The organism is Streptomyces globisporus C-1027, from assembly GCF_000261345.2.
In the GTDB taxonomy this organism is placed as follows: domain Bacteria; phylum Actinomycetota; class Actinomycetes; order Streptomycetales; family Streptomycetaceae; genus Streptomyces; species Streptomyces pakalii.
This window is the reverse complement of sequence record NZ_CP013738.1, coordinates 2,300,840-2,318,804: the sequence shown is the minus strand read 5'-3', so window position 1 is coordinate 2,318,804 and position 17,965 is coordinate 2,300,840. Positions and strand designations below refer to the sequence as shown.

20 protein-coding genes are annotated in these 17,965 nt (G+C 72.6%); 7 read left to right on the top strand and 13 right to left on the bottom strand.

Annotated elements, in window-relative coordinates:
- Window positions 1-55 precede the first annotated feature (55 nt).
- From WQO_RS09995 to WQO_RS09985, 3 genes are all read right to left on the bottom strand, one after another.
- On the bottom strand, window positions 56-1,501 hold the full coding sequence (locus tag WQO_RS09995) for a sensor histidine kinase (protein WP_010064365.1): 1,446 nt from the start codon (window positions 1,499-1,501) through the stop codon (window positions 56-58).
- A gap of 119 nt (window positions 1,502-1,620) precedes the next feature.
- Window positions 1,621-2,658, bottom strand: a complete 1,038-nt coding sequence (mreB, locus tag WQO_RS09990; RefSeq protein WP_010064366.1) for a rod shape-determining protein — start codon at window positions 2,656-2,658, stop codon at window positions 1,621-1,623.
- 134 nt (window positions 2,659-2,792) lie between these two features.
- Entirely contained in the window at window positions 2,793-3,362 is a 570-nt protein-coding gene (locus tag WQO_RS09985; protein WP_010064367.1) for a hypothetical protein, read from the bottom strand.
- A gap of 124 nt (window positions 3,363-3,486) precedes the next feature.
- On the opposite strand from WQO_RS09985, the gene WQO_RS09980 reads away from it, so the two are divergent.
- On the top strand, window positions 3,487-4,392 hold the full coding sequence (locus WQO_RS09980) for an SCO2400 family protein (protein WP_010064369.1): 906 nt from the start codon (window positions 3,487-3,489) through the stop codon (window positions 4,390-4,392).
- A 9-nt stretch (window positions 4,393-4,401) separates the two neighbouring features.
- On the opposite strand, the gene WQO_RS09975 is transcribed toward WQO_RS09980, so the two are convergent.
- Window positions 4,402-4,833: a MarR family winged helix-turn-helix transcriptional regulator gene (locus WQO_RS09975; protein ID WP_010064371.1), complete on the bottom strand. Its 432-nt coding sequence runs from the start codon at window positions 4,831-4,833 to the stop codon at window positions 4,402-4,404.
- A 131-nt stretch (window positions 4,834-4,964) separates the two neighbouring features.
- Here WQO_RS09975 and WQO_RS09970 point away from each other — a divergent pair, with 131 nt between their 5' ends.
- The 4 genes from WQO_RS09970 to WQO_RS09955 all read left to right on the top strand — a co-directional run bounded on the left by WQO_RS09970 (window position 4,965) and on the right by WQO_RS09955 (window position 8,023).
- Window positions 4,965-5,984: an NADP-dependent oxidoreductase gene (locus tag WQO_RS09970; RefSeq protein ID WP_010064372.1), complete on the top strand. Its 1,020-nt coding sequence runs from the start codon at window positions 4,965-4,967 to the stop codon at window positions 5,982-5,984.
- Between the two features lie 107 nt (window positions 5,985-6,091).
- Complete coding sequence (locus WQO_RS09965) at window positions 6,092-6,520, top strand: organic hydroperoxide resistance protein (RefSeq protein ID WP_006124225.1); 429 nt, start codon at window positions 6,092-6,094, stop codon at window positions 6,518-6,520.
- A gap of 85 nt (window positions 6,521-6,605) precedes the next feature.
- Entirely contained in the window at window positions 6,606-7,418 is an 813-nt protein-coding gene (locus WQO_RS09960; protein ID WP_010064373.1) for an EI24 domain-containing protein, read from the top strand.
- Window positions 7,415-8,023 (top strand): LysE family translocator, encoded by a 609-nt coding sequence (locus WQO_RS09955; protein ID WP_029182722.1) that lies wholly within the window; start codon window positions 7,415-7,417, stop codon window positions 8,021-8,023. Before WQO_RS09960 ends, WQO_RS09955 begins: the two co-directional genes overlap by 4 nt.
- Before the next feature lie 24 nt (window positions 8,024-8,047).
- Here the strand turns inward: WQO_RS09955 and WQO_RS09950 are convergent, their stop codons facing one another.
- On the bottom strand, window positions 8,048-9,061 hold the full coding sequence (locus tag WQO_RS09950; RefSeq protein WP_010064375.1) for an aldose epimerase family protein: 1,014 nt from the start codon (window positions 9,059-9,061) through the stop codon (window positions 8,048-8,050).
- Window positions 9,062-9,066: 5 nt separating this feature from the next.
- Complete coding sequence (locus tag WQO_RS09945) at window positions 9,067-9,969, bottom strand: SGNH/GDSL hydrolase family protein (RefSeq protein WP_010064376.1); 903 nt, start codon at window positions 9,967-9,969, stop codon at window positions 9,067-9,069.
- A 400-nt stretch (window positions 9,970-10,369) separates the two neighbouring features.
- Between WQO_RS09945 and WQO_RS09940 the strand changes: the two genes are divergently transcribed.
- Window positions 10,370-10,864 carry a DUF3145 domain-containing protein gene (locus tag WQO_RS09940; RefSeq protein ID WP_010064377.1) on the top strand — a complete coding sequence of 165 codons (495 nt, stop codon included), beginning with the start codon at window positions 10,370-10,372 and terminating at the stop codon, window positions 10,862-10,864.
- 111 nt (window positions 10,865-10,975) lie between these two features.
- Here the strand turns inward: WQO_RS09940 and fabF are convergent, their stop codons facing one another.
- The 5 genes from fabF to WQO_RS09915 form a co-directional block, all read right to left on the bottom strand.
- Window positions 10,976-12,238, bottom strand: coding sequence for a beta-ketoacyl-ACP synthase II (fabF, locus tag WQO_RS09935; protein ID WP_010064379.1), 1,263 nt, complete (start codon window positions 12,236-12,238; stop codon window positions 10,976-10,978).
- Window positions 12,239-12,314: 76 nt separating this feature from the next.
- Window positions 12,315-12,563 carry an acyl carrier protein gene (locus WQO_RS09930; RefSeq protein ID WP_003969376.1) on the bottom strand — a complete coding sequence of 83 codons (249 nt, stop codon included), beginning with the start codon at window positions 12,561-12,563 and terminating at the stop codon, window positions 12,315-12,317.
- Between the two features lie 63 nt (window positions 12,564-12,626).
- On the bottom strand, window positions 12,627-13,658 hold the full coding sequence (locus tag WQO_RS09925) for a ketoacyl-ACP synthase III (RefSeq protein WP_010064380.1): 1,032 nt from the start codon (window positions 13,656-13,658) through the stop codon (window positions 12,627-12,629).
- Window positions 13,659-13,667: 9 nt separating this feature from the next.
- Entirely contained in the window at window positions 13,668-14,585 is a 918-nt protein-coding gene (locus tag WQO_RS09920) for an ACP S-malonyltransferase (protein WP_010064381.1), read from the bottom strand.
- Window positions 14,586-14,674: 89 nt separating this feature from the next.
- A complete protein-coding gene (locus WQO_RS09915; protein ID WP_010064382.1) occupies window positions 14,675-15,874 on the bottom strand; it encodes a PucR family transcriptional regulator in 1,200 nt (399 codons plus the stop codon).
- Between the two features lie 164 nt (window positions 15,875-16,038).
- Here WQO_RS09915 and WQO_RS09910 point away from each other — a divergent pair, with 164 nt between their 5' ends.
- Window positions 16,039-16,698 (top strand): pirin family protein, encoded by a 660-nt coding sequence (locus WQO_RS09910; RefSeq protein WP_029182723.1) that lies wholly within the window; start codon window positions 16,039-16,041, stop codon window positions 16,696-16,698.
- Between the two features lie 9 nt (window positions 16,699-16,707).
- Here WQO_RS09910 and WQO_RS09905 read toward each other — a convergent pair whose 3' ends face one another.
- Window positions 16,708-17,415: a DinB family protein gene (locus WQO_RS09905; protein WP_010064384.1), complete on the bottom strand. Its 708-nt coding sequence runs from the start codon at window positions 17,413-17,415 to the stop codon at window positions 16,708-16,710.
- A 61-nt stretch (window positions 17,416-17,476) separates the two neighbouring features.
- Window positions 17,477-17,944, bottom strand: a complete 468-nt coding sequence (locus WQO_RS09900) for a hypothetical protein (RefSeq protein ID WP_050992372.1) — start codon at window positions 17,942-17,944, stop codon at window positions 17,477-17,479.
- Window positions 17,945-17,965: the final 21 nt, after the last annotated feature.

Sequence of the window (17,965 nt, the reverse complement as noted above, 5' to 3'; positions counted from 1 at the left end):
GCCCGGCCCGACGCATGGAGGACGGGCCCCGACACACCGAAGCCGGGGTCCGGGATCAGAACGGGGCCTGCCAGGTCACTGTCGTCGGCCTGCCGTCGTCCTCACCGCGCCCGTCGTCCGCGACCACCAGCCGCACCCCGCCCCGCCCGTCCGGCAGCCGGACCGTGGCGTCCACCTCGACCTCGATGGCCGTGACCCCGGGCCTGCGGTGCGCGGCGGCCAGCGCCCCGCGCAGGGCGGCCAGCAGCTCCCGGCCCGTCTCCTCGCCCACCAGCGCGTCCACGGCCCCGGTGAACTGCACGGACGGCGGGAAGCCCAGCAGGGCCGCCGCGCCCCCGGTCTCCCGCAGCACCCGGCCCCGGAAGGTGCTCGGGGCCGCGGCGGGCGGCTGCTGGAGCGCGAAGATGGCGGTGCGGACCTCCTGGATGGTGGAGTCCAGCTCGTCCACGGCCCGCCCCAGCAGCACCCCGGCCTCCGCCTGCTCCTCCGCCGCCCCGCCGTGCCCCGCCTCCGTGGCGTCCCCGCTCTCCTCATCCGACGCCGCCCGTCGCCGGGTCGACTCCAGCATCATCTCGGTGGCGAAGAGCCGCTGGACCACCAGATCGTGCAGGTCACGGGCGATCCGGTCGCGGTCCTCGTACACCGCGAGCTGTTCCCGGTCGGCCTGCGCGTCCGCCAGAACCAGGGCGAGGGCCGCCTGCGAGGCGAACTGGGTCGCCAGCAGCCGGTCCAGATCCGTGTAGGGGCGCTCGCCGCGCCGCCGGGGCAGGGCAAGGGTCCCGATGAGCCGCCCGCCGCTCTGCAGCGGCAGCATCATGCTCGGCCCGAAGCGGGAACGGACGCCGGTGGTCATCCGGGGATCGGTGGCCGAGTCGTCGATGAAGACCGGTTCGCCGCCGAGCAACTGCACGAGCACCGCGGACCCGGGTTCGATCACCGTGCCGACGATGCCCGCCGGATCGTCGGGAGTGGAGGCGGTGACGATCTCCATCCCGCCCGCCTCCGTCGGCTGGAGGATCACCCCGGCCGACGCGCCCGCCAGCACCCGCGCTTGCTCCGCCACCGTCATCAGCGCGTCGGCCGCGTCGCTGCCGGTCAGCAGGGCCGTGGTGACGGCCGCCGCGCCCGCGATCCAGCGCTCGCGCTGCCGGGCCGTCCCGTACAGCCGGGCGTTGCCGATCGCGATGCCCGCCTGGGCGGCCAGGACCCGCAGCAGGCCCAGGTCGGTGTCGGTGAAAGGGCCCGGCCGCTTCCCGGCGACGTGGAGGTGGCCGAACACCTCGGTCTGCACGACGATCGCCGCCCGGAGGAAGCTCCCTTCAGCCTCCGCCTCCGCCGTTCCGGTGGTGTACAGCGCGTCGATCCGGTCCCGGTCGGGTTCCAGCACGGCGAGCGCACCGTGGCGGGCTTCGGTGAGAGCGGTGGCGGTCTCCACGATCTGCTGGAGGGTGGAGCCCAGATCCAGATCGCTGCCGACGCTGAGGACCGCCTCCAGCAGCATCGGCAGCCGCCCGACGGCGGCATCGGACCCAGCCGCTCCGGGCTGAACCGGTTCCGGCTGAGCCGGCCCGCTCCCGGCCGGTCCGGAGTCCACCGTCCCGGGCGTCCGCGCCGACGCGCTCACCCCGCCAGCGGGTTGAGGACCATCGGCTGGATCTTCCCGTCCAGCATCGCGCCGAGACCGAGCACCGCGCAGACGTCGGGGCGCTCGGCGATATGCACCGGCATCCCGGTCGCGTCCCGCAGCATCTGGTCGAGGCCCGGGAGCAGCGCGCTGCCGCCGACCATCATGATCCCGCGGTCCGCGAGGTCGGCCACCAGGTCCGGCGGGCAGTCGCGGAGCACCTTGCCCACCCCGTCGAGCACCGCGGTGAGCGGGGTGTGGATGGCCTGCCGTACGGCGGCGGTGTCGACCTGCACCGTGCGGGCCAGCCCGGTCGCCACGTCGCGGCCGTGGATGTCGGTGAGCGCGGGACCGGTGAGCTGGATGCCGTTGCCGTGCAGCGCCAGCTGGAGCGGGCGCACGGACTGGCTCGGCAGCAGCAGCTCGTGGTGCTGGCGCAGGTACTGGATGATCGCCTCGTCGATCGCGTTGCCGCCCACCGGGATCCGTACGGCGGTCACGATCGAGCCGAGCGAGAGCACCGCGATCTGGGTGGTGGCGGCTCCGCACACCATGATCATGGTGGCGGTCGGCTGCTCGACCGGCAGCCCGCAGCCCACGGCCGCCGCGATCAGCGTGTCGACCAGCTCGACGCGGCGGGCGCCGAGCCCGACGAGGGTCTCCACCGTCGCCCGCTGGGCCAGCGGATCTGCCTCGTGCGGGGTGCAGGCGGCGGCGCGCAGCCGCGGCTTGCGGCGCAACTGGCGGCGGAGCTTGTCGCCCAGCAGATGACGCAGCATCCGCTGGGCCATCTCGATGTCGACGACGCTCCCGCCGGAGACCGGGCGGGCCACCCGGATGTACTCCGGGGTGCGGCCGGTCATCTGCTCGGCGAGCGCGCCGACGGCGATGAGGGAGCCGGTACGGGTGTTGACGGCGGCGACGCTCGGTTCGTCGACGACGAGCCCGAGCCCCTTCACGTACACCCGGGTCCTCGCGGCCCCGAGGTCGACGGCGACATGGCAACGCTGCAACTGCTCAAGGCTGACGGTCACGGCGATTCTCCCGAGCGCGCGGATGGAGGGGGCACCGGCGGGCGGCCGGTCTCTCCTTGCATGGTCGCGCCGTTCGGCCCGTCGCGCGCGTTGAGATGCGCCGGAAGGGGAGCAGGAGCTGACGGCTCCTCAGCTCACGCGCCCGGCAGCAGCCGCTGGAACAGGCCCCAGGTGAACTCGGCGACCCGCTCCCGGCCGGACCCGGGGTCCGTGACGGCCAGCGCCCACCGGGTCGGGGCGCTGCCCTCCATCGGCCGGGCCGGGGGAAAGGCGCGGGCCGCCTCGTCCACGGTGCACGACCAGGGGAGCAGATCGGTTACGGAGGTGAGCTCCGGGCCCGTCGCGCCCGGGGCCCGGACCAGCCACTCGTTCCAGACGGCGCCGCCGGGCCCGGCCATCACCTCGAACCGCAGGTCGGGCCAGAGCGGCACCGGCCACAGCAGCGCCTCGCACTCCAGGTCGCCGACCCGGCGCGGCAGGACCAGTTCCGGTTCGCCGAGGACCGAGCGGTAGCGCCGCAGCGATCCGCGTCCCCGGGGCGCCCGCACCATGGCCTGCCAGCGGCGGTTGGCCTCCCGCATGTCGGCGAGGGAGGCGCTCAGTTCGTGCCGGGCGTCCTCGACCAGGTCCGGCTGGAAGTCGGCCATCCGGCGCAGCAGGACGAGCTGGAACTGGAGCGGGCCGAAGGGGGCGGGAGTGCTCATGCCGCCCATCCTCCCGCGTGTCAGGCGTATCGGACCGGCCGTCACCGGAATCCTGGCTTCCTCACACGATCCTCACCTGGGCGGCTTCCCCGGTTGTTCCGCGCGCGCCTAACCTGCGGGCGCCATGGATTACTGCCACCCGTGCCGACGGCATCTCAACGGAGCCCTGGCCTGCGCCGGGTGCGGTACGCCCGCCGAGGCGCTGGGCCCCTATGCGATACCCGCGCCCGCCGGCCCCGCCCCGGAGGAGCCGTACGGGACGGCCGCCCGGGCCGACGCCCCCCGCCGCACCCGGAGGGACGCCCGGCGCGAGGCCGGCCGGAAGTCCCGGCGCGGCACCGCGGGCGAGGCAGGGCCGGAGTCCCGCGGCGAGGCCGCTGCGGTGTCCCGCCGTAGCGCCGCAGGTGACACCGGTCCTGGGGCCCGCAGCGTCGAAGGCGAGACCGGTCGGACCTCCCGCCGTGACGCCGCCCGTGAGCCCCGCCCCGGCTCCCGGCGGCGGGCCCGCGGCAGTCACCGCCGACGCGGCCGGACCGTGCTGCTCGGGGCCCTCGGGCTGCTCCTCGCGGCGGGCGCCCTGAGCCTGGCGGAACTGGCCCTGGAGCCCGGGCAGGACGACACCGCGGCCGACTTCGTCAGCGACGCGCCGGGCGACCCGGCCGCCGAGCCCGAGCCCACGGAGACCTCCGCCGAAGCGCCCCGCGACCCCGGCCCCGTCGGCTCCCGGGCCGGGGCGACCACGGGCCCCGGAACGGACGCGAAACCCGCGGACGCCCGCAGCGGGAGCCCGGACCCGTCCGGGTCGCCGAGCCCCGACGCCTCCACCCCGGACGAGCCCACCGCCTCCCCGGACCCCGACGAGGCGGACCCGTCCGACGCCCCGGACAGCCCGCCCGCCGACCCGCCGGGCCCGGAGGACCCGCAGGAGCCGACGACCGCGCCCGCACCCCCGCCGCCGCCCCCGGCGGAGCCGACGCCCAGCCCGACCCCGACCCCGACCTGCACCCGCTTCCTGTGGTGGTGCACGTAGGCGCGACGCCTACGGGGTCCCCTCGCCCAGCATCCGGCGCAGCAGATCCCGCAGCACCGTGCGCTCGGCATCCGACAGCCCGGCCAGCGGCTCCCGGGCGAAGTCCAGCGCGTCCCGCAGCTCACGGGCCGTGCGCCGGCCCCTCTCCGTCGCGGCGGCCAGCTTCACCCGCCGGTCGGCCGGATCGGGCCGGCGCTCGACCAGCCCCCGGGTCTCCAGCCGGTCGACGATCCCGGTGACGTTCGACGGCTCGCACTTCAACCTGACGGCGATCTTCCGCATCGGCTGGGGCTCCAGCGAGAGCAGCCCGAGCACCCGTGCCTGCGCGCCCGTGAGGGAGTGCTCGGCGGCGGCCCGGTCGTACTCCTCGTGGTAGCGCGCCACGACGGTGCCGATGAGCTCGACGACCTCAAGGGTCAGGGTGTCTGTACGAGTGGCCATGGACGACAGCGTACCGATTTACTTGACATCATGAAATATTCAGGAGCATGGTTGTTTCATGTCATGAAGCTTTTCGGGCCGTACGGCGCCGAGGCTCACCCCCCGTAGGACATTGAGGAGAACCCGAGCCCATGTCTGCAGCACTTCCCACGTCCAGCCGCGAATGGCACCTCGTCGCCCGCCCGCACGGCTGGCCCAAGGCCGAGGACTTCGCGCTGCGTGAGGCCGCGGTGGCCGCTCCGGCCGAAGGCCGCATCCTCGTCCGCAACAAGTACTTCTCGGTCGACCCGTACATGCGCGGCCGGATGAACGACGTGAAGTCCTATACCCCGCCCTTCAAGCTCGACCACCCCATGGACGGCGGCGCGGTCGGCGAGGTCATCGCCTCGAACGCCGAGGGCTTCGCCGTCGGTGACCACGTCCTGCACGGTCTCGGCTGGCGCGAGATCGCCGACCTGCCCGCCAAGCACGCGGTGAAGGTCGACCCGGAGATCGCCCCGCTCTCCGCCTACCTCGGCGTGCTCGGCATGCCCGGGCTCACGGCCTACGCGGGCCTGTTCGAGGTCGCCTCCTTCAAGGAGGGCGACGCGGTCTTCGTCTCCGGCGCGGCCGGAGCCGTCGGCAGCCAGGTCGGCCAGCTGGCGAAGCTCAAGGGCGCCTCCCGGGTCATCGGCTCCGCGGGCTCCGACGAGAAGGTCAAGCTCCTCACCGAGGAGTACGGCTTCGACGCCGCCTTCAACTACAAGAACGGGCCGGTCCGCGACCAGCTCAAGGCGGCCGCCCCCGACGGCATCGACGTCTACTTCGACAACGTCGGCGGCGAGCACCTCGAAGCCGCGATCTCCTCGTTCAATCTGCACGGCCGCGCCACCATCTGCGGCATGATCGCCCAGTACAACTCCACCGAGCCGACCCCCGGCCCGAGCAACATGGCGCTCATCATCGGCAAGCGGCTGCGCCTCCAGGGCATGCTCGTCGGCGACCACGCCCACCTCCAGGACCAGTTCGTCCAGGAGGTCGCCGGCTGGCTGGCCTCGGGCGAGCTGAAGTTCCAGGAGACCAAGGTCGAGGGCATCGAGAACGGGTACGACGCCTTCGTCGGCCTGCTGCGCGGCGAGAACACCGGCAAGATGATCGTCTCGCTGGTCTGACCCACCGCCTGCCGTTCGCCGGACGCGACCACGCGTTAGGCTCATCCGCAGGCCGTCGCGATCGTGGGCGCGAGTCGCGGCGCACCAACCGGAGGAATCGTCACACCATGACCATCCAGAAGATCGACGTCGCCTACACCGCCGTCGCCACCGCCGAGAACGGCCGCGACGGCCGGGTCTCCTCCGACGACGGTCAGCTCGACGTCGTCGTGAACCCGCCGAAGGCCATGGGCGGCAGCGGCGCGGGCACCAACCCCGAGCAGCTCTTCGCGGCGGGCTACAGCGCCTGCTTCCAGGGCGCGCTGGGCGTCGTCGCCCGCCAGGAGAAGGCCGACATCTCCGGCTCGACGGTGACCGCCTCGGTCTCCATCGGCAAGACCGAGGCCGGCGGCTTCGGCCTGGAGGTCGCGATCAGCGCCTCCATCCCGAACGTCGACGCCGCCACCGCGCAGGCGCTCATCGAGAAGGCCCACCAGGTCTGCCCGTACTCGAACGCCACCCGCGGCAACATCAAGGTCGAGCTCTCGGTCGCCTGACCGGACCCCGCACCGCACGCGAGGACCGCACCCCGCTCCGGGGTGCGGTCCTCGCCGCGTTTCCGCACGCCGTACGCTGACGCCCATGAGTGATCTCGGGGCGGGTTTCGGTTACTTGATGAAGGGGCAACGCTGGGTTGCCCAGCACGGACGGTGGTTCGGCTTCGGGCTGCTGCCCGGACTCGTCACCCTCGTCGTCTACGCCGGAGCGCTGATCGGACTCGGCTACGGGGCCGACGACCTCGTCGGCTGGGCGACCCCGTTCGCCGACGACTGGTCCTCACCCTGGCAGGGGCTGCTGCGCACCGGGCTGACCGCGCTCGTCTTCGTCTTCGGCCTGTTCCTCGCGGTCATCACCTTCACCGCCGTGACCCTCCTGGTCGGCCAGCCCTTCTACGAGTCGCTCTCCGAGGAGGTCGACCGCAGCGAGGGCGGCGAGGTCCCCGAGTCCGGACTGCCGCTCTGGCAGGAGCTGTGGATCTCCGCCCGCGACTCCGTACGCATCCTGCTGCGCGTCGCCCTGTACGGGATCATCCTCTTCGCCTGCGGTTTCATCCCGGTCGTCGGGCAGACCGTGGTCCCCGCGATCGGCTTCTGCGTCTCCGGCTTCTTCCTGGCCGAGGAGCTGACGGCCGTCGCCCTTCAGCGCCGGGGCATGGTCCTCAAGGACCGTCTCGTCCTGCTCCGCGGCCGCCGGCTGCTGGCGCTCGGCTTCGGCGTCCCGCTGGTCCTCGCCTTCCTGATCCCGGTCGTCGCGGTGTTCCTGATGCCGGGAGCCGTCGCCGGGGCCACCCTGCTCGCCCGCGACCTGGTCGACCCGGACCCGGACACCGAGCCCCGGCCCGGCACCGCGGACAGCGGTGACGTTCCCCCGGCCCCCCGGGCGTGGTCCGCGTGACCGAGCTGCTGGCGGTCGCCGCCATCACCGTCCTCGCGGTCGTCTCCCCGGGCGCCGACTTCGCCATGGTCGTCCGCAACAGCTATCTGTACGGGCGCACCACCGGCGTCCTCGCGGCAGCCGGGGTCGCCGCGGGCGTCCTGGTCCACGTCACGTACACGATGCTCGGCGTCGGGCTGCTCATCGCCTCCTCGACCGCTCTGTTCACCGCGGTCAAGCTGGCCGGAGCCGCCTATCTGATCTACATCGGGGTGCGCACCTTCCTGGCCCGCGCCGACCTCGACGTCGACCTGTCGGACCGGCCCGGGCTCTCCCCGTTCGGGGCGCTGCGCAGCGGTTTCCTGACCAACGCGCTCAACCCGAAGACGACCCTGTTCGTCGTCGCGACCTTCACCCAGGTCGTCGGCCCCGACACCGCGCTCTGGCAGCAGGCGGGATACGGCCTGTTCATGTCCGCCGCCCACCTCGGCTGGTTCGCCCTGGTCGCGCTGTTCTTCTCGCACTCCCGGCTGCGCGGGGCGATGCTGCGCCGCCAGAAGGCCCTGAACCGCGGAATCGGCTCGGTCCTGGTCGGCCTCGGCGTCACCCTGGGCCTGGCCCGCTGAGCGGAGCACCGTACAAGCAGCGTCTCAGCGCACCGAGAACGCGTACACGGTGCGCGAGGCGAACTCCTCGCCCGGCCGGAGGACCGTCGACGGGAACTCCGGCCGGTTCGGCGAGTCCGGGAAGTGCTGGGTCTCCAGCGCGATCCCGGCACACGGCCCGAACGGCCGCCCGTCGAAGTGGTCGGCGGTGTACAGCTGGAGCCCCGGCTCGGTGGTCCGTACGGTCAGCACCCGCCCGGACCAGGCGTCGTACAGCTCGGCCGCGACGGCGTCCCCGCCCCGGGCCCCCTCCTCCAGCACCAGGTTCTGGTCGTACCCCGCGCCCACCGCCCGCGTCCGACGGAAGTCGAACCGGGTCCCGGCCACCGGCGCCACCTCACCGGTCGGCACCGACGCCCCGTCCACCGGGGTGAAGTGCCCCGCCGCGATCCGCAGTTGCTGCCCCAGCGCGCTCCCGCTGTCCGCGCCCGCCAGGTTCCAGTACAGATGGCTGGTCGGGTTCAGCACGGTCGGCGCGTCGGTCACCGCCCGGTAGTCGAGCACCAGCGCCCCGCCCGGCTCCAGGGTGTACGTCACCGAGAAGTCGAGCCGCCCCGGATACCCCTCGTCCCCGTCCGCCGAGACCAGGGACATCCGCACCCCGCCCGGCACCGCCACCGCGTCCCAGACCCGCTTGTCGAAGCCCCTGGCCCCGCCGTGCAGATGGGTGGCGCCCTCGTTGGCCGTCAGCCGGTGCGTACGCCCGTCGAGCACGAACGACGCGCCCCCGATCCGGTTCGCGTACCGCCCGACCACCGCGCCGAAGTAGGGGCGGGGGAACTCCTCGTACCCGCCGACATCCGGCAACCCGAGGGCCACCGGGGCCCGGGAGCCGTCCCGCCCCGGCGCCTCCACCGACTGCACGATCGCGCCGTACGTCAGGATCCGCACCCGGACCCCGTCCCGCTCCAGCGTCCACCGGCGAACGGAGGTCCCGTCCGTGAGCGCGCCGAAGTCCTCCGCCTGTACCGCCGTGTCCGTCCCGCTGGTCATGGTCATCGACCCTACGCGGGCGGCTCCGCGGCCGTGACGTTGCGGTAGGCGATCTCCGCCAGCCGGGCCTGGCCGTCGCGGCTCGGGTGGAACCAGTCCCACGGGCTGAGCTGAGCCCCGGTGAACCGGAAGCCGAACACCGCCCCGCCGTCGTAACGGCAGTGACGATCCTTCGCACACACGTCCCGCAGCACCTCGTTGAACGCCACCACCCGGTCCTGCACCGCGTCCCGCCGGGCCACGGCGGCGGGCCCGAGGTCGTCCGCGTCGGCCAGCATCGACTGACAGATCCCGAGGTCCCAGATCTTCTTGCCCAGCTCGTTCACCCGCCCCGTCGACCAGAGCCGCTTCAGATCCGGCACGCTGGAGACGTACACCTGCGCCTTCGGCGCCTCGGCCCGCAGCTGCCGCATCGACGCCTCGAACGACGCCCGGAAGTCCGCCACCGGCGTCATCAGCCGCACCGAGTCCCGGCACGCGTCGTTCGCGCCGGTCATCACCGTCACCAGCTCCGGCCGCTCCTTCGCCGCCCGTGCCATCTGCTCGGGCAACTGCACCATCCGCGATCCCGACACCGCGAGGTTCCAGCTCCGGTCCGCCGCCTTCGACGGGCCGAGCAGCCGGACCGCGAGACTGCGCACCGTGTCGTCCGTACCCGTCGCCCACGACACGTCGGGGCAGTCGGCCAGCACCGAGCACGCGTCGAACCCCCGGGTGATCGAATCCCCGACCGCCGCGATCGAGCCGGGCCGGGGGTTCCAGTCCGGTGTGGGGGAGGGGGACGGCGAGGCGCTGCGCGAGGCGGCCGGCGCGTTCTGCGACACGCCGCCTTCCGAGCCGCCCCCGGAGCACCCGGCCAGCGCCGCGACGCCGACGAGCGAGAGCGCCGTCAGCGCGGCGGCAGCGGTACGCATTCGTGGGCGTGTCGCACGCTCCGGCATCGGTCGGATCCCCTCCGGTCAACCTGTGGCGTATGCCTCTGGACATGCCCCTGGCAAGCGCGAGATCCCCAGGTCGGGGCCGTGCGCGCCCTGCCGGGTGAAACCCGGCGAATCAGGGGCCTGAGACCGACGGTACGTCACACGGACGGCCCCGGCGCACGGTAGCTTTTCCCCGTCGAACCAGTGGCGTTCCGCCCGCCCGCGCACACACGGACGGCTCCGGTACATTACGTCACGTCACATGCTGTCCCTTTTCAGGAGATTAACTCCCGATGCTGTTTACTGATGACAACCTCGGGCTCTGGCCGGAAAGAGGCGGTACGGACGCGAGGCCGCTGGGGAAGGCGTACCTCGTCCCATACGGGAGGTTCCGGTGACGACACGTGGAGTCCTGTACGTACACTCCGCACCGCGCGCGCTGTGCCCACACGTCGAGTGGGCAGTGGCGGGCGTCCTCGGTGTGCGGGTCCAGCTGGACTGGATCAGACAGCCGGCCGCGCCCGGCACCTGGCGGTCCGAATTCTCCTGGAAGGGCCGCGCAGGCACCGCCTCGCAGCTCGCCTCCGCCCTGCGCGGCTGGGACCTGCTGCGCTTCGAGGTGACCGCCGAGCCGTGCCCCACCGCCGAGGGCGAGCGCTACAGCTCCACCCCCGGCCTCGGCATCTTCCACGCCGTCACCGGCCTGCACGGCGACATCCTGGTCCCCGAGGACCGGCTGCGGGCCGCGCTGGCGCGGTCGGTGCGCGGCGAGAGCGACCTGGAGGCCGAGATCGCCTCCCTGCTCGGCAAGCCGTGGGACGACGAGCTGGAGACCTTCCGCCACGCGGGCGAGGGCGCGCCGGTCCGCTGGCTGCACCAGGTCGTGTGACTTTCCGGGGGTGCTGCCCCGGACCCCGCTCCTCCATCGCCGGAGGGGTTTGACAGAGAAGCCCGCCTCCCGAGAACCGGGAAGCGGGTTTCACTCGTCAAAGGGCCGGCGTCACACGGACCGGAACGCCAGCACCACGTTGTGCCCACCGAACCCGAACGAGTTGTTGATCGCCGCGATCGGCCCCTCGGGCAGCGCCCTGGGCTCACCACGCACGACGTCCGCCTCGACCGCCTCGTCGAGGTCGTCGACGTTGATGGTCGGCGGTGCGATGCGGTGGTGCAGCGCGAGAACGGTGGCCACCGTCTCGATACCGCCCGCGCCACCCAGCAGGTGGCCCGTCATCGACTTCGTCGCGGAGATCGCGACATGGTCCAGGTCGTCGCCCAGCACCTTCCGCAGCGCCTTGATCTCGGCGATGTCACCCTGCGGCGTCGACGTGGCGTGCGCGTTGAGGTGGACCACCTCGGACGGCTTGAGGTCGCTGGAGTCCAGCAGGTTCTGCATCGCGGCGGCGATACCCCGCCCGGTGGGCTCGGGCTGCGCGATGTGGTGGGCGTCGGCCGACAGGCCCTGGCCCAGCACCTCGCAGTAGACCTTCGCGCCACGCTTCGCGGCGTGCTCGGCGGACTCCAGGATGACGACGCCCGCACCCTCGCCGAGGACGAAGCCGTCCCGGCCGGTGTCGTACGGACGCGAGGCCTTCTGGGGCTCGTCGTTGTTCTTGGACATCGCCATCATGTTGGCGAACGCGGCGATCGGCAGCGGGTGGATCGCCGCCTCCGTGCCACCGGCGACGACGACGTCGGCACGGCCGGTACGGATCATCTCGACGGCGTACCCGATGGCCTCCGCGCCGGACGCGCAGGCCGAGACGGGGGTGTGGACACCGGCCTGGGCGTTGACCTCCAGGCCGACGTTGGCCGCCGGGCCGTTGGGCATGAGCATGGGCACGGTGTGCGGGGAGACGCGGCGTACGCCCTTCTCCTTCAGCACGTCGTACTGGTCGAGCAGGGTGATCACGCCGCCGATACCGGAGGCGATGACCGAGCCGAGGCGCTCGGGGGCGATGGACTCGTCCTCGCCGGCCTTGGCGGTGAAGCCCGCGTCCGCCCACGCCTCGCGGGCCGCGATCAGCGCGAACTGCGCCGAGCGGTCCAGCTTGCGGGCCAGCGGGCGGGGAAGGACGTCGCCCGGGTCGACGGCCGCGAGGGCGGCGATCCGGACGGGCAGTTCGGCGAAGCGCTCGCCTTCGAGAGGCTTGACGCCGGACCGGCCGGCCATCAGACCTTCCCAGGTCGATGCGGAGTCGCCACCCAGCGGAGTGGTTGCGCCGATACCGGTGACGACCACGGTGCGATTGGTCGAGTTCACTGGAAAATCTTCTCCACGTGTAGAGGGTCGTGAATCAGCGGCGCCACCGCCGGGTGGCGACACAGCCGGGCTGGGATCAGCCCTGGTGCTTCAGGATGTAGTCGGCGGCGTCGCCGACCGTCTTGAGGTTCTTGACGTCCTCGTCGGGGATCTTCACGTCGAAGCGCTCCTCGGCGGCGACGACGACCTCGACCATGGACAGCGAGTCGACGTCGAGGTCGTCGGTGAAGGACTTGTCCAGCTGGACGTCCTCCTCCGGGATCCCGGCGATCTCGTTGACGATCTCGGCGAGACCCTTGACGATCTCTTCCTGCGTGGCGGCCATCTTGGCGCTCCTTCGGTGGTTTCTTCGGTGTTCGTGCGTCCGGACCCAAAAGGTCCGGTGTGCCTAGGGGAGGGTAACGACCGTCGCGGCGTAGACGAGACCCGCCCCGAAGCCGATGACGAGCGCGGTGTCGCCGCTCTTCGCCTGACCGGTCGCCAGGAGCCGCTCCATGGCGAGCGGAATCGAGGCGGCGGACGTGTTGCCGGTGGACTCGATGTCACGGGCGACCGTGACGTGCTCCGGCAGCTTCAGGGTCTTCACCATCGAGTCGATGATCCGCATGTTGGCCTGGTGCGGGATGAAGACGTCCAGGTCCTCCGGGGCGATCCCGGCCGCGTCCAGCGCCTGCTGGGCGACCTTCGCCATCTCGAAGACGGCCCAGCGGAAGACCGCCTGGCCCTCCTGCGTGATGGCGGGGAACTTGACCTCGCCCTTCGAGTCGAGCGGCAGCTGCGAGACGTCGCCGAGGCGGAACTCGTTCCAGCCGACCGTCTGCTTGATGGTCTCGGACTTGTCGCCCTCGGAGCCCCACACGGTCGGGCCGATGGCCGGCTCCTGGGAGGGGCCGACGACGACCGCGCCCGCGCCGTCGCCGAACAGGAAGGCCGTCGCGCGGTCCTCCAGGTCGGTGAGGTCGCTGAGCCGCTCGACGCCGATCACAAGTACGTACTCTGCCGAGCCCTCGACGACCATGCCCTTGGCGAGGGTGAGGCCGTAGCCGAAGCCCGCGCAGCCGGCCGAGATGTCGAAGGCGGCGGGCTTGCCCGCGCCGATCCGGTGCGCGATCTCGGTGGCGACGGCCGGGGTCTGCTTGAAGTGCGAGACGGTCGAGACGACGACCGCGCCGATCTGCTCGGGGTCGATGCCCGCGTCGGCGATGGCCTTGCCGGACGCCTCGATCGACATCGCGGCCACGGTCTCCTCGTCGGAGGCCCAGTGGCGGGTGACGATGCCGGAGCGGGAGCGGATCCACTCGTCGGACGAGTCGATCGTCTCGAGGATCACCTCGTTCGGCACGACCCGGGTCGGGCGGTAGCCGCCGACCCCGAGGATCCGTGCGTACGGGGCGCCCTTGCTGGGCTTGATCTTCGACATGCTCGCTCCTTAGACGCCTGCGTGCTCGGAGATGAGCGCGCGGGCCGCGTCGAGGTCGTCGGGGGTCTTGAGCGCGAGCGTCCGCACGCCGGGCAGCGCACGCTTGGCGATCCCGGTCAGGGTGCCGCCGGGGCTCAGCTCGACGAGTGCGGTGACGCCCAGGGACTGGAAGGTCTCCATGCACAGGTCCCAGCGGACCGGGTTGGCGACCTGCCCGACCAGCCGGGCGACGACCTCGGTGCCGGTGGCCACGGTGTGGCCGTCGGCGTTGGAAACGTAGCGCACGGTCGGGTCGGAGACGGTGAGGTCGCCGACCGCCGCGCGCAGCTTCTCCACGGCCGGGGCCATGTGGTGCGTGTGGAACGCGCCGGCCACCTTCAGCGGGACGACCCGGCGCACGCCCTCGGGCTTGTCGCCCTCCAGGGCGGCGATCTGGGCGGCGGTGCCGGCGGCGACGATCTGGCCGGCGCCGTTGACGTTGGCCGGGGTCAGCCCGAGCTTCTCCAGGTGCGGGACCGTGACGGCGGGGTCGCCGCCGAGGAGGGCCGCCATCCCGGTCTCGGTGACCGCGGCGGCCTCGGCCATGCCGAGCCCGCGGGTCCGGACGAAGCGCAGGGCGGCCTCGTCCTCGATGACACCGGCGAGCGTGGCGGCGGTGATCTCACCGACGCTGTGGCCCGCGACGACGTCGGGGGAGGCGGCGTCCAGGGCGGCCGCCGACAGCAGCCCCGCGGCCACGAGGAGCGGCTGGGCCACGGCGGTGTCGCGGATCTCGTCCGCGTCGGCCTTCGTGCCGTAGTGGGCAAGGTCGAGCCCGATGGCGTCGGACCAGGCCGCGATGCGGTCGGCGGCACCGGGGAGGTCGAGCCAGGGAGTCAGGAAGCCGGGCGTCTGAGCGCCTTGGCCGGGAGCGACGAGTACGAGCACCCTCACACTCTCTCTTGTGGACGGCTCCGCACGCCCGTGGGGACAGGGACGAAGAACCGTCGGGGGAATTGTTGAAGTCCAACAAAAGTCTAGGACTGAGGATCCGCTGCGGCCAAGCGCCCCAGGATCAGGGCGATCCGCAGCGTGAACGCGGAGCGCACATCGGAGGGTGACCATCCGGTGACGTCGGTCACACGTCGCAGCCGGTAGCGCACGGTGTTGGGGTGCACAAAAAGCATCCGGGCGGCGCCTTCCAGACTGCTCGCCTGCTCCAGGTAGACACTCAGCGTTTCCAGGAGAGCCGACCCGGCCTCCTCCAGCGGTCTGTAGATCTCCTCCACCAACTGGTCCCGCGCGGCCGGGTCTCCGGCCATCGCGCGCTCCGGGAGGAGATCGTCCGCCAGGACCGGGCGCGGCGCGTCCTGCCACGCCGAGCACGCCTTCAGCCCGGCCGCCGCGGCCTGCGCGGACCGGGTCGCGGCCAGCAGGTCGGGGACGACGGGGCCGGCGACGACCGGCCCGGCCGCGTACGGCCCGATCAGGCCCTTCGCGACCTGGAGCGGATTGTCGCTGCCGCCCGCGATGACGACGAGCCGGTTGCCGAGAACCCCGGTGAGGACCTGGAGCTTGGCGTGCCGGGCGGCGCGCCGGATCGCCTCCACGGTGAGCTCGCTGTCCCCGTCGGGCGCGGTGCCGAGGATGACGCAGACGTGCTCGGGGGAGTTCCAGCCGAGCGCGGCGGCGCGGGACACGGCACCCTCGTCGGCCTCGCCGGAGAGCACCGCGTTCACCACCAGCGACTCAAGACGGGCGTCCCAGGCGCCCCGGGCCTCGGCGGCCTGGGCGTAGACCTGGGCGGTGGCGAAGGCGATCTCGCGCGCGTAGACGAGCAGCGCCTCCCGCAGCAGCGACTCGTCGCCGGGGGCGGCCACCTCCTCGATCGCGGCCTCCATGACCTCGATCGTGGTCCGCACCATCTCCACGGTCTGCCGCAGGGTGATGGCCCGGGTCAGTTCGCGCGGGGCGGTGCCGAACACATCGGTCGAGATCGCCTGCGGGGTCTCGGGATGCCGGAACCACTCGGTGAACGCGGCGATACCGGCCTGGGCGACCAGGCCGATCCAGGACCGGTTCTCCGGCGGCATCGCCCGGTACCACGGCAGCGATTCGTCCATGCGGGCAATCGCGTTCGCGGCCAGCCGGCCGGAGGACTGCTCCAGCCGTTTCAGGGTCGCGGCATGCAGGTGGGCGTCGTGGGCGGGGGGCTGCTCAGGATCGGGTCGGGGCACGAGGACAAGACTGCCTTATCGGGCCGGTGGATCGGTGGGGCGGGGCGACGCTGCTCCGTACCGGCGGGTAGCGAAATACCGGGCGGGGCTGCCGGGCTACCGTCACCGGATCCGTACCGGCGGGTAGCGGCACACCTCTCGGAGCCCCCGGTTACCGTGGCCGGGTGATATCCGTGCACCGGTCCGACGACCGCTACCGGGGCGGCGACGAGGCCGCCGGGATCGACACCCGGCACGCCCTCTCCTTCGGCCCCTTCTACGACCCGGACAACCTCCGCTTCGGCCCGATCCTGGCCTGCAACGAGGAACGCCTCGCCCCCGGCGCCGGGTTCGAGGAGCACCCGCACAGCCATACGGAGATCGTCACCTGGGTCGTCGAGGGCGAGCTGACCCACCGCGATTCGGCCGGCCACTCCACCGTCGTCCGGGCCGGGGACGTGGCCCATCTGAGCGCCGCCTCCGGGGTCCGCCACGTCGAACGCAACGACGGCACCGACCCGTTGACCTTCCTCCAGATGTGGCTGGCCCCTCTGGAGCCGGGCGGCGAACCCTCGTACACGGTGGTGCCCGGTATCGCCGACTCCACCCCGTACGCCCTGCCCGGCGCGGGCGCGATGCTCCACGTCCGCCGCCTGACCGAGGACGAACGCACGGCGGTCCCGGACGCGGTGCGCCTGTACGTGCACGTGGTGCGGGGCCGCGTCGGCCTCGACGGCGAGGAGCTGGGCCCCGGCGACGCCGCCCGGATCACCGATGCCCGGGGCCTGGCGGCGGTCGCGGTGGCGGGCCCGGCGGAGCTGCTGGTCTGGGAGCTGGCGGGCTGAGGACTGCCGCTACCGGCGGGCCCGCCACAGGTCGCGCAGGAGCGCGATCTCGGCCATGTGGTGGATGAGCTCCAGATTGCCGTTGGCCAGCGTGCCGATGTACGCGTCGTCCGGATCGGAGCCGTACGGGTACTGCGAGAGGCCGACCGTGTCGAGCTGCTCCTCGGTGAGCGCGCCGATGCTCGCGCGGTGGCGGTCGAGGGTCGCCCAGAACCGCTCCAGCGCGAGCGAGGCGGACGGGGTGAAGTCGACCAGCAGATGCGGGTCCTGCCGCCGCTCGCCGAAGGTCCACTCCCAGCGGCCCTCGAAGTCGGAGTGCAGATGGCCCAGCCGCCACGCGATGGTGGTGACCGGTACGACGTCGGGCTCCGGCTCACCGGTGAACGCGAGGACCTCCTCGACCCGTTCGACGCTCACGCTCCAGTCCTCGGCGATCTTCGCGACGGACATCCCGTCCGCCGCCTGCCGGGCGACCTCCGCGTACTCGTTCGCCGGGATCTCCGGCGCCCCCTTGTCGATGACCCAGGCGCCGGGACCGTACGCCCGGGGCGTCACCGCCTCCTCCCGGCGGCGGATCGACCAGCTGCCGGGCGCGGGCTCCCAGAGGTACTCCTCGTCGCCGAGCCCGTGCAGCCGGACCTCGGCCATCTCCCGTGCCTGGTCGAACTGCTCCAGCAGAATGCCCAGTCGGTCGGTCCGCGGACCCTCGCCGCTCATACGCAGCCCCCTCGTCGTCGAGCCCCCGGCGAACCCCGGCGTCCGGAGGGAAGCTAACGGCTCACCCCGTGGGACGCGACCGAATTCCCGGAGGGGTGCCGGAGCCCGCCGATCGCCCCTGGGACTGCTCGGACTCCTTCGCGCGCCTCTCCGTCAGCCGGTCCAGCTCGCGCATCGCCTGGGCGTGCGAGCTCATCCGCCGGGTCACACTGCCGGTCGTGAACAGCGCGGTTCCCACGAGTGCCACGGGGATGGAGAGCCCGAGGACGGCCAGGGCCTCGGGCCAGTCGCGCTCGTCCGCGCAGTAATCCCCGGCGTACACCCCCTCGTTGGCGGTGCCGCGGTCCGTGAACAGCCGCGCCGCGCACTCCTTCTCGAATCCGGTGCGCGTCTCGATCGTGTACTCGGTCATCAGCAGAACGGCGCACCAGCCCCAGAGCAGACCCGCCAGGACCAGCAGGCCCACGCCCCAGTTACGTATGCGGGCGGCCCGTTCCCGGAATTCGACGTCGTACTCTCGTGATCGCATGGCGGACGAATCTAGCAGCGC

Coding starts and splice junctions, on each gene's coding strand:
- WQO_RS09965 (WP_006124225.1), top strand. CDS start 6,092: ATGACCATCCAGAAGATCGACGTCGCCTACACCGCCGTCGCCACCGCC.
- WQO_RS09995 (WP_010064365.1), bottom strand. CDS start 1,501: ATGCTGCTGGAGGCGGTCCTCAGCGTCGGCAGCGATCTGGATCTGGGC.
- WQO_RS09980 (WP_010064369.1), top strand. CDS start 3,487: ATGGATTACTGCCACCCGTGCCGACGGCATCTCAACGGAGCCCTGGCC.
- WQO_RS09925 (WP_010064380.1), bottom strand. CDS start 13,658: ATGTCGAAGATCAAGCCCAGCAAGGGCGCCCCGTACGCACGGATCCTC.
- WQO_RS09945 (WP_010064376.1), bottom strand. CDS start 9,969: ATGCGTACCGCTGCCGCCGCGCTGACGGCGCTCTCGCTCGTCGGCGTC.
- WQO_RS09975 (WP_010064371.1), bottom strand. CDS start 4,833: ATGGCCACTCGTACAGACACCCTGACCCTTGAGGTCGTCGAGCTCATC.
- WQO_RS09960 (WP_010064373.1), top strand. CDS start 6,606: ATGAGTGATCTCGGGGCGGGTTTCGGTTACTTGATGAAGGGGCAACGC.
- WQO_RS09985 (WP_010064367.1), bottom strand. CDS start 3,362: ATGAGCACTCCCGCCCCCTTCGGCCCGCTCCAGTTCCAGCTCGTCCTG.
- WQO_RS09905 (WP_010064384.1), bottom strand. CDS start 17,415: ATGAGCGGCGAGGGTCCGCGGACCGACCGACTGGGCATTCTGCTGGAG.
- WQO_RS09970 (WP_010064372.1), top strand. CDS start 4,965: ATGTCTGCAGCACTTCCCACGTCCAGCCGCGAATGGCACCTCGTCGCC.
- WQO_RS09900 (WP_050992372.1), bottom strand. CDS start 17,944: ATGCGATCACGAGAGTACGACGTCGAATTCCGGGAACGGGCCGCCCGC.
- WQO_RS09930 (WP_003969376.1), bottom strand. CDS start 12,563: ATGGCCGCCACGCAGGAAGAGATCGTCAAGGGTCTCGCCGAGATCGTC.
- WQO_RS09950 (WP_010064375.1), bottom strand. CDS start 9,061: ATGACCATGACCAGCGGGACGGACACGGCGGTACAGGCGGAGGACTTC.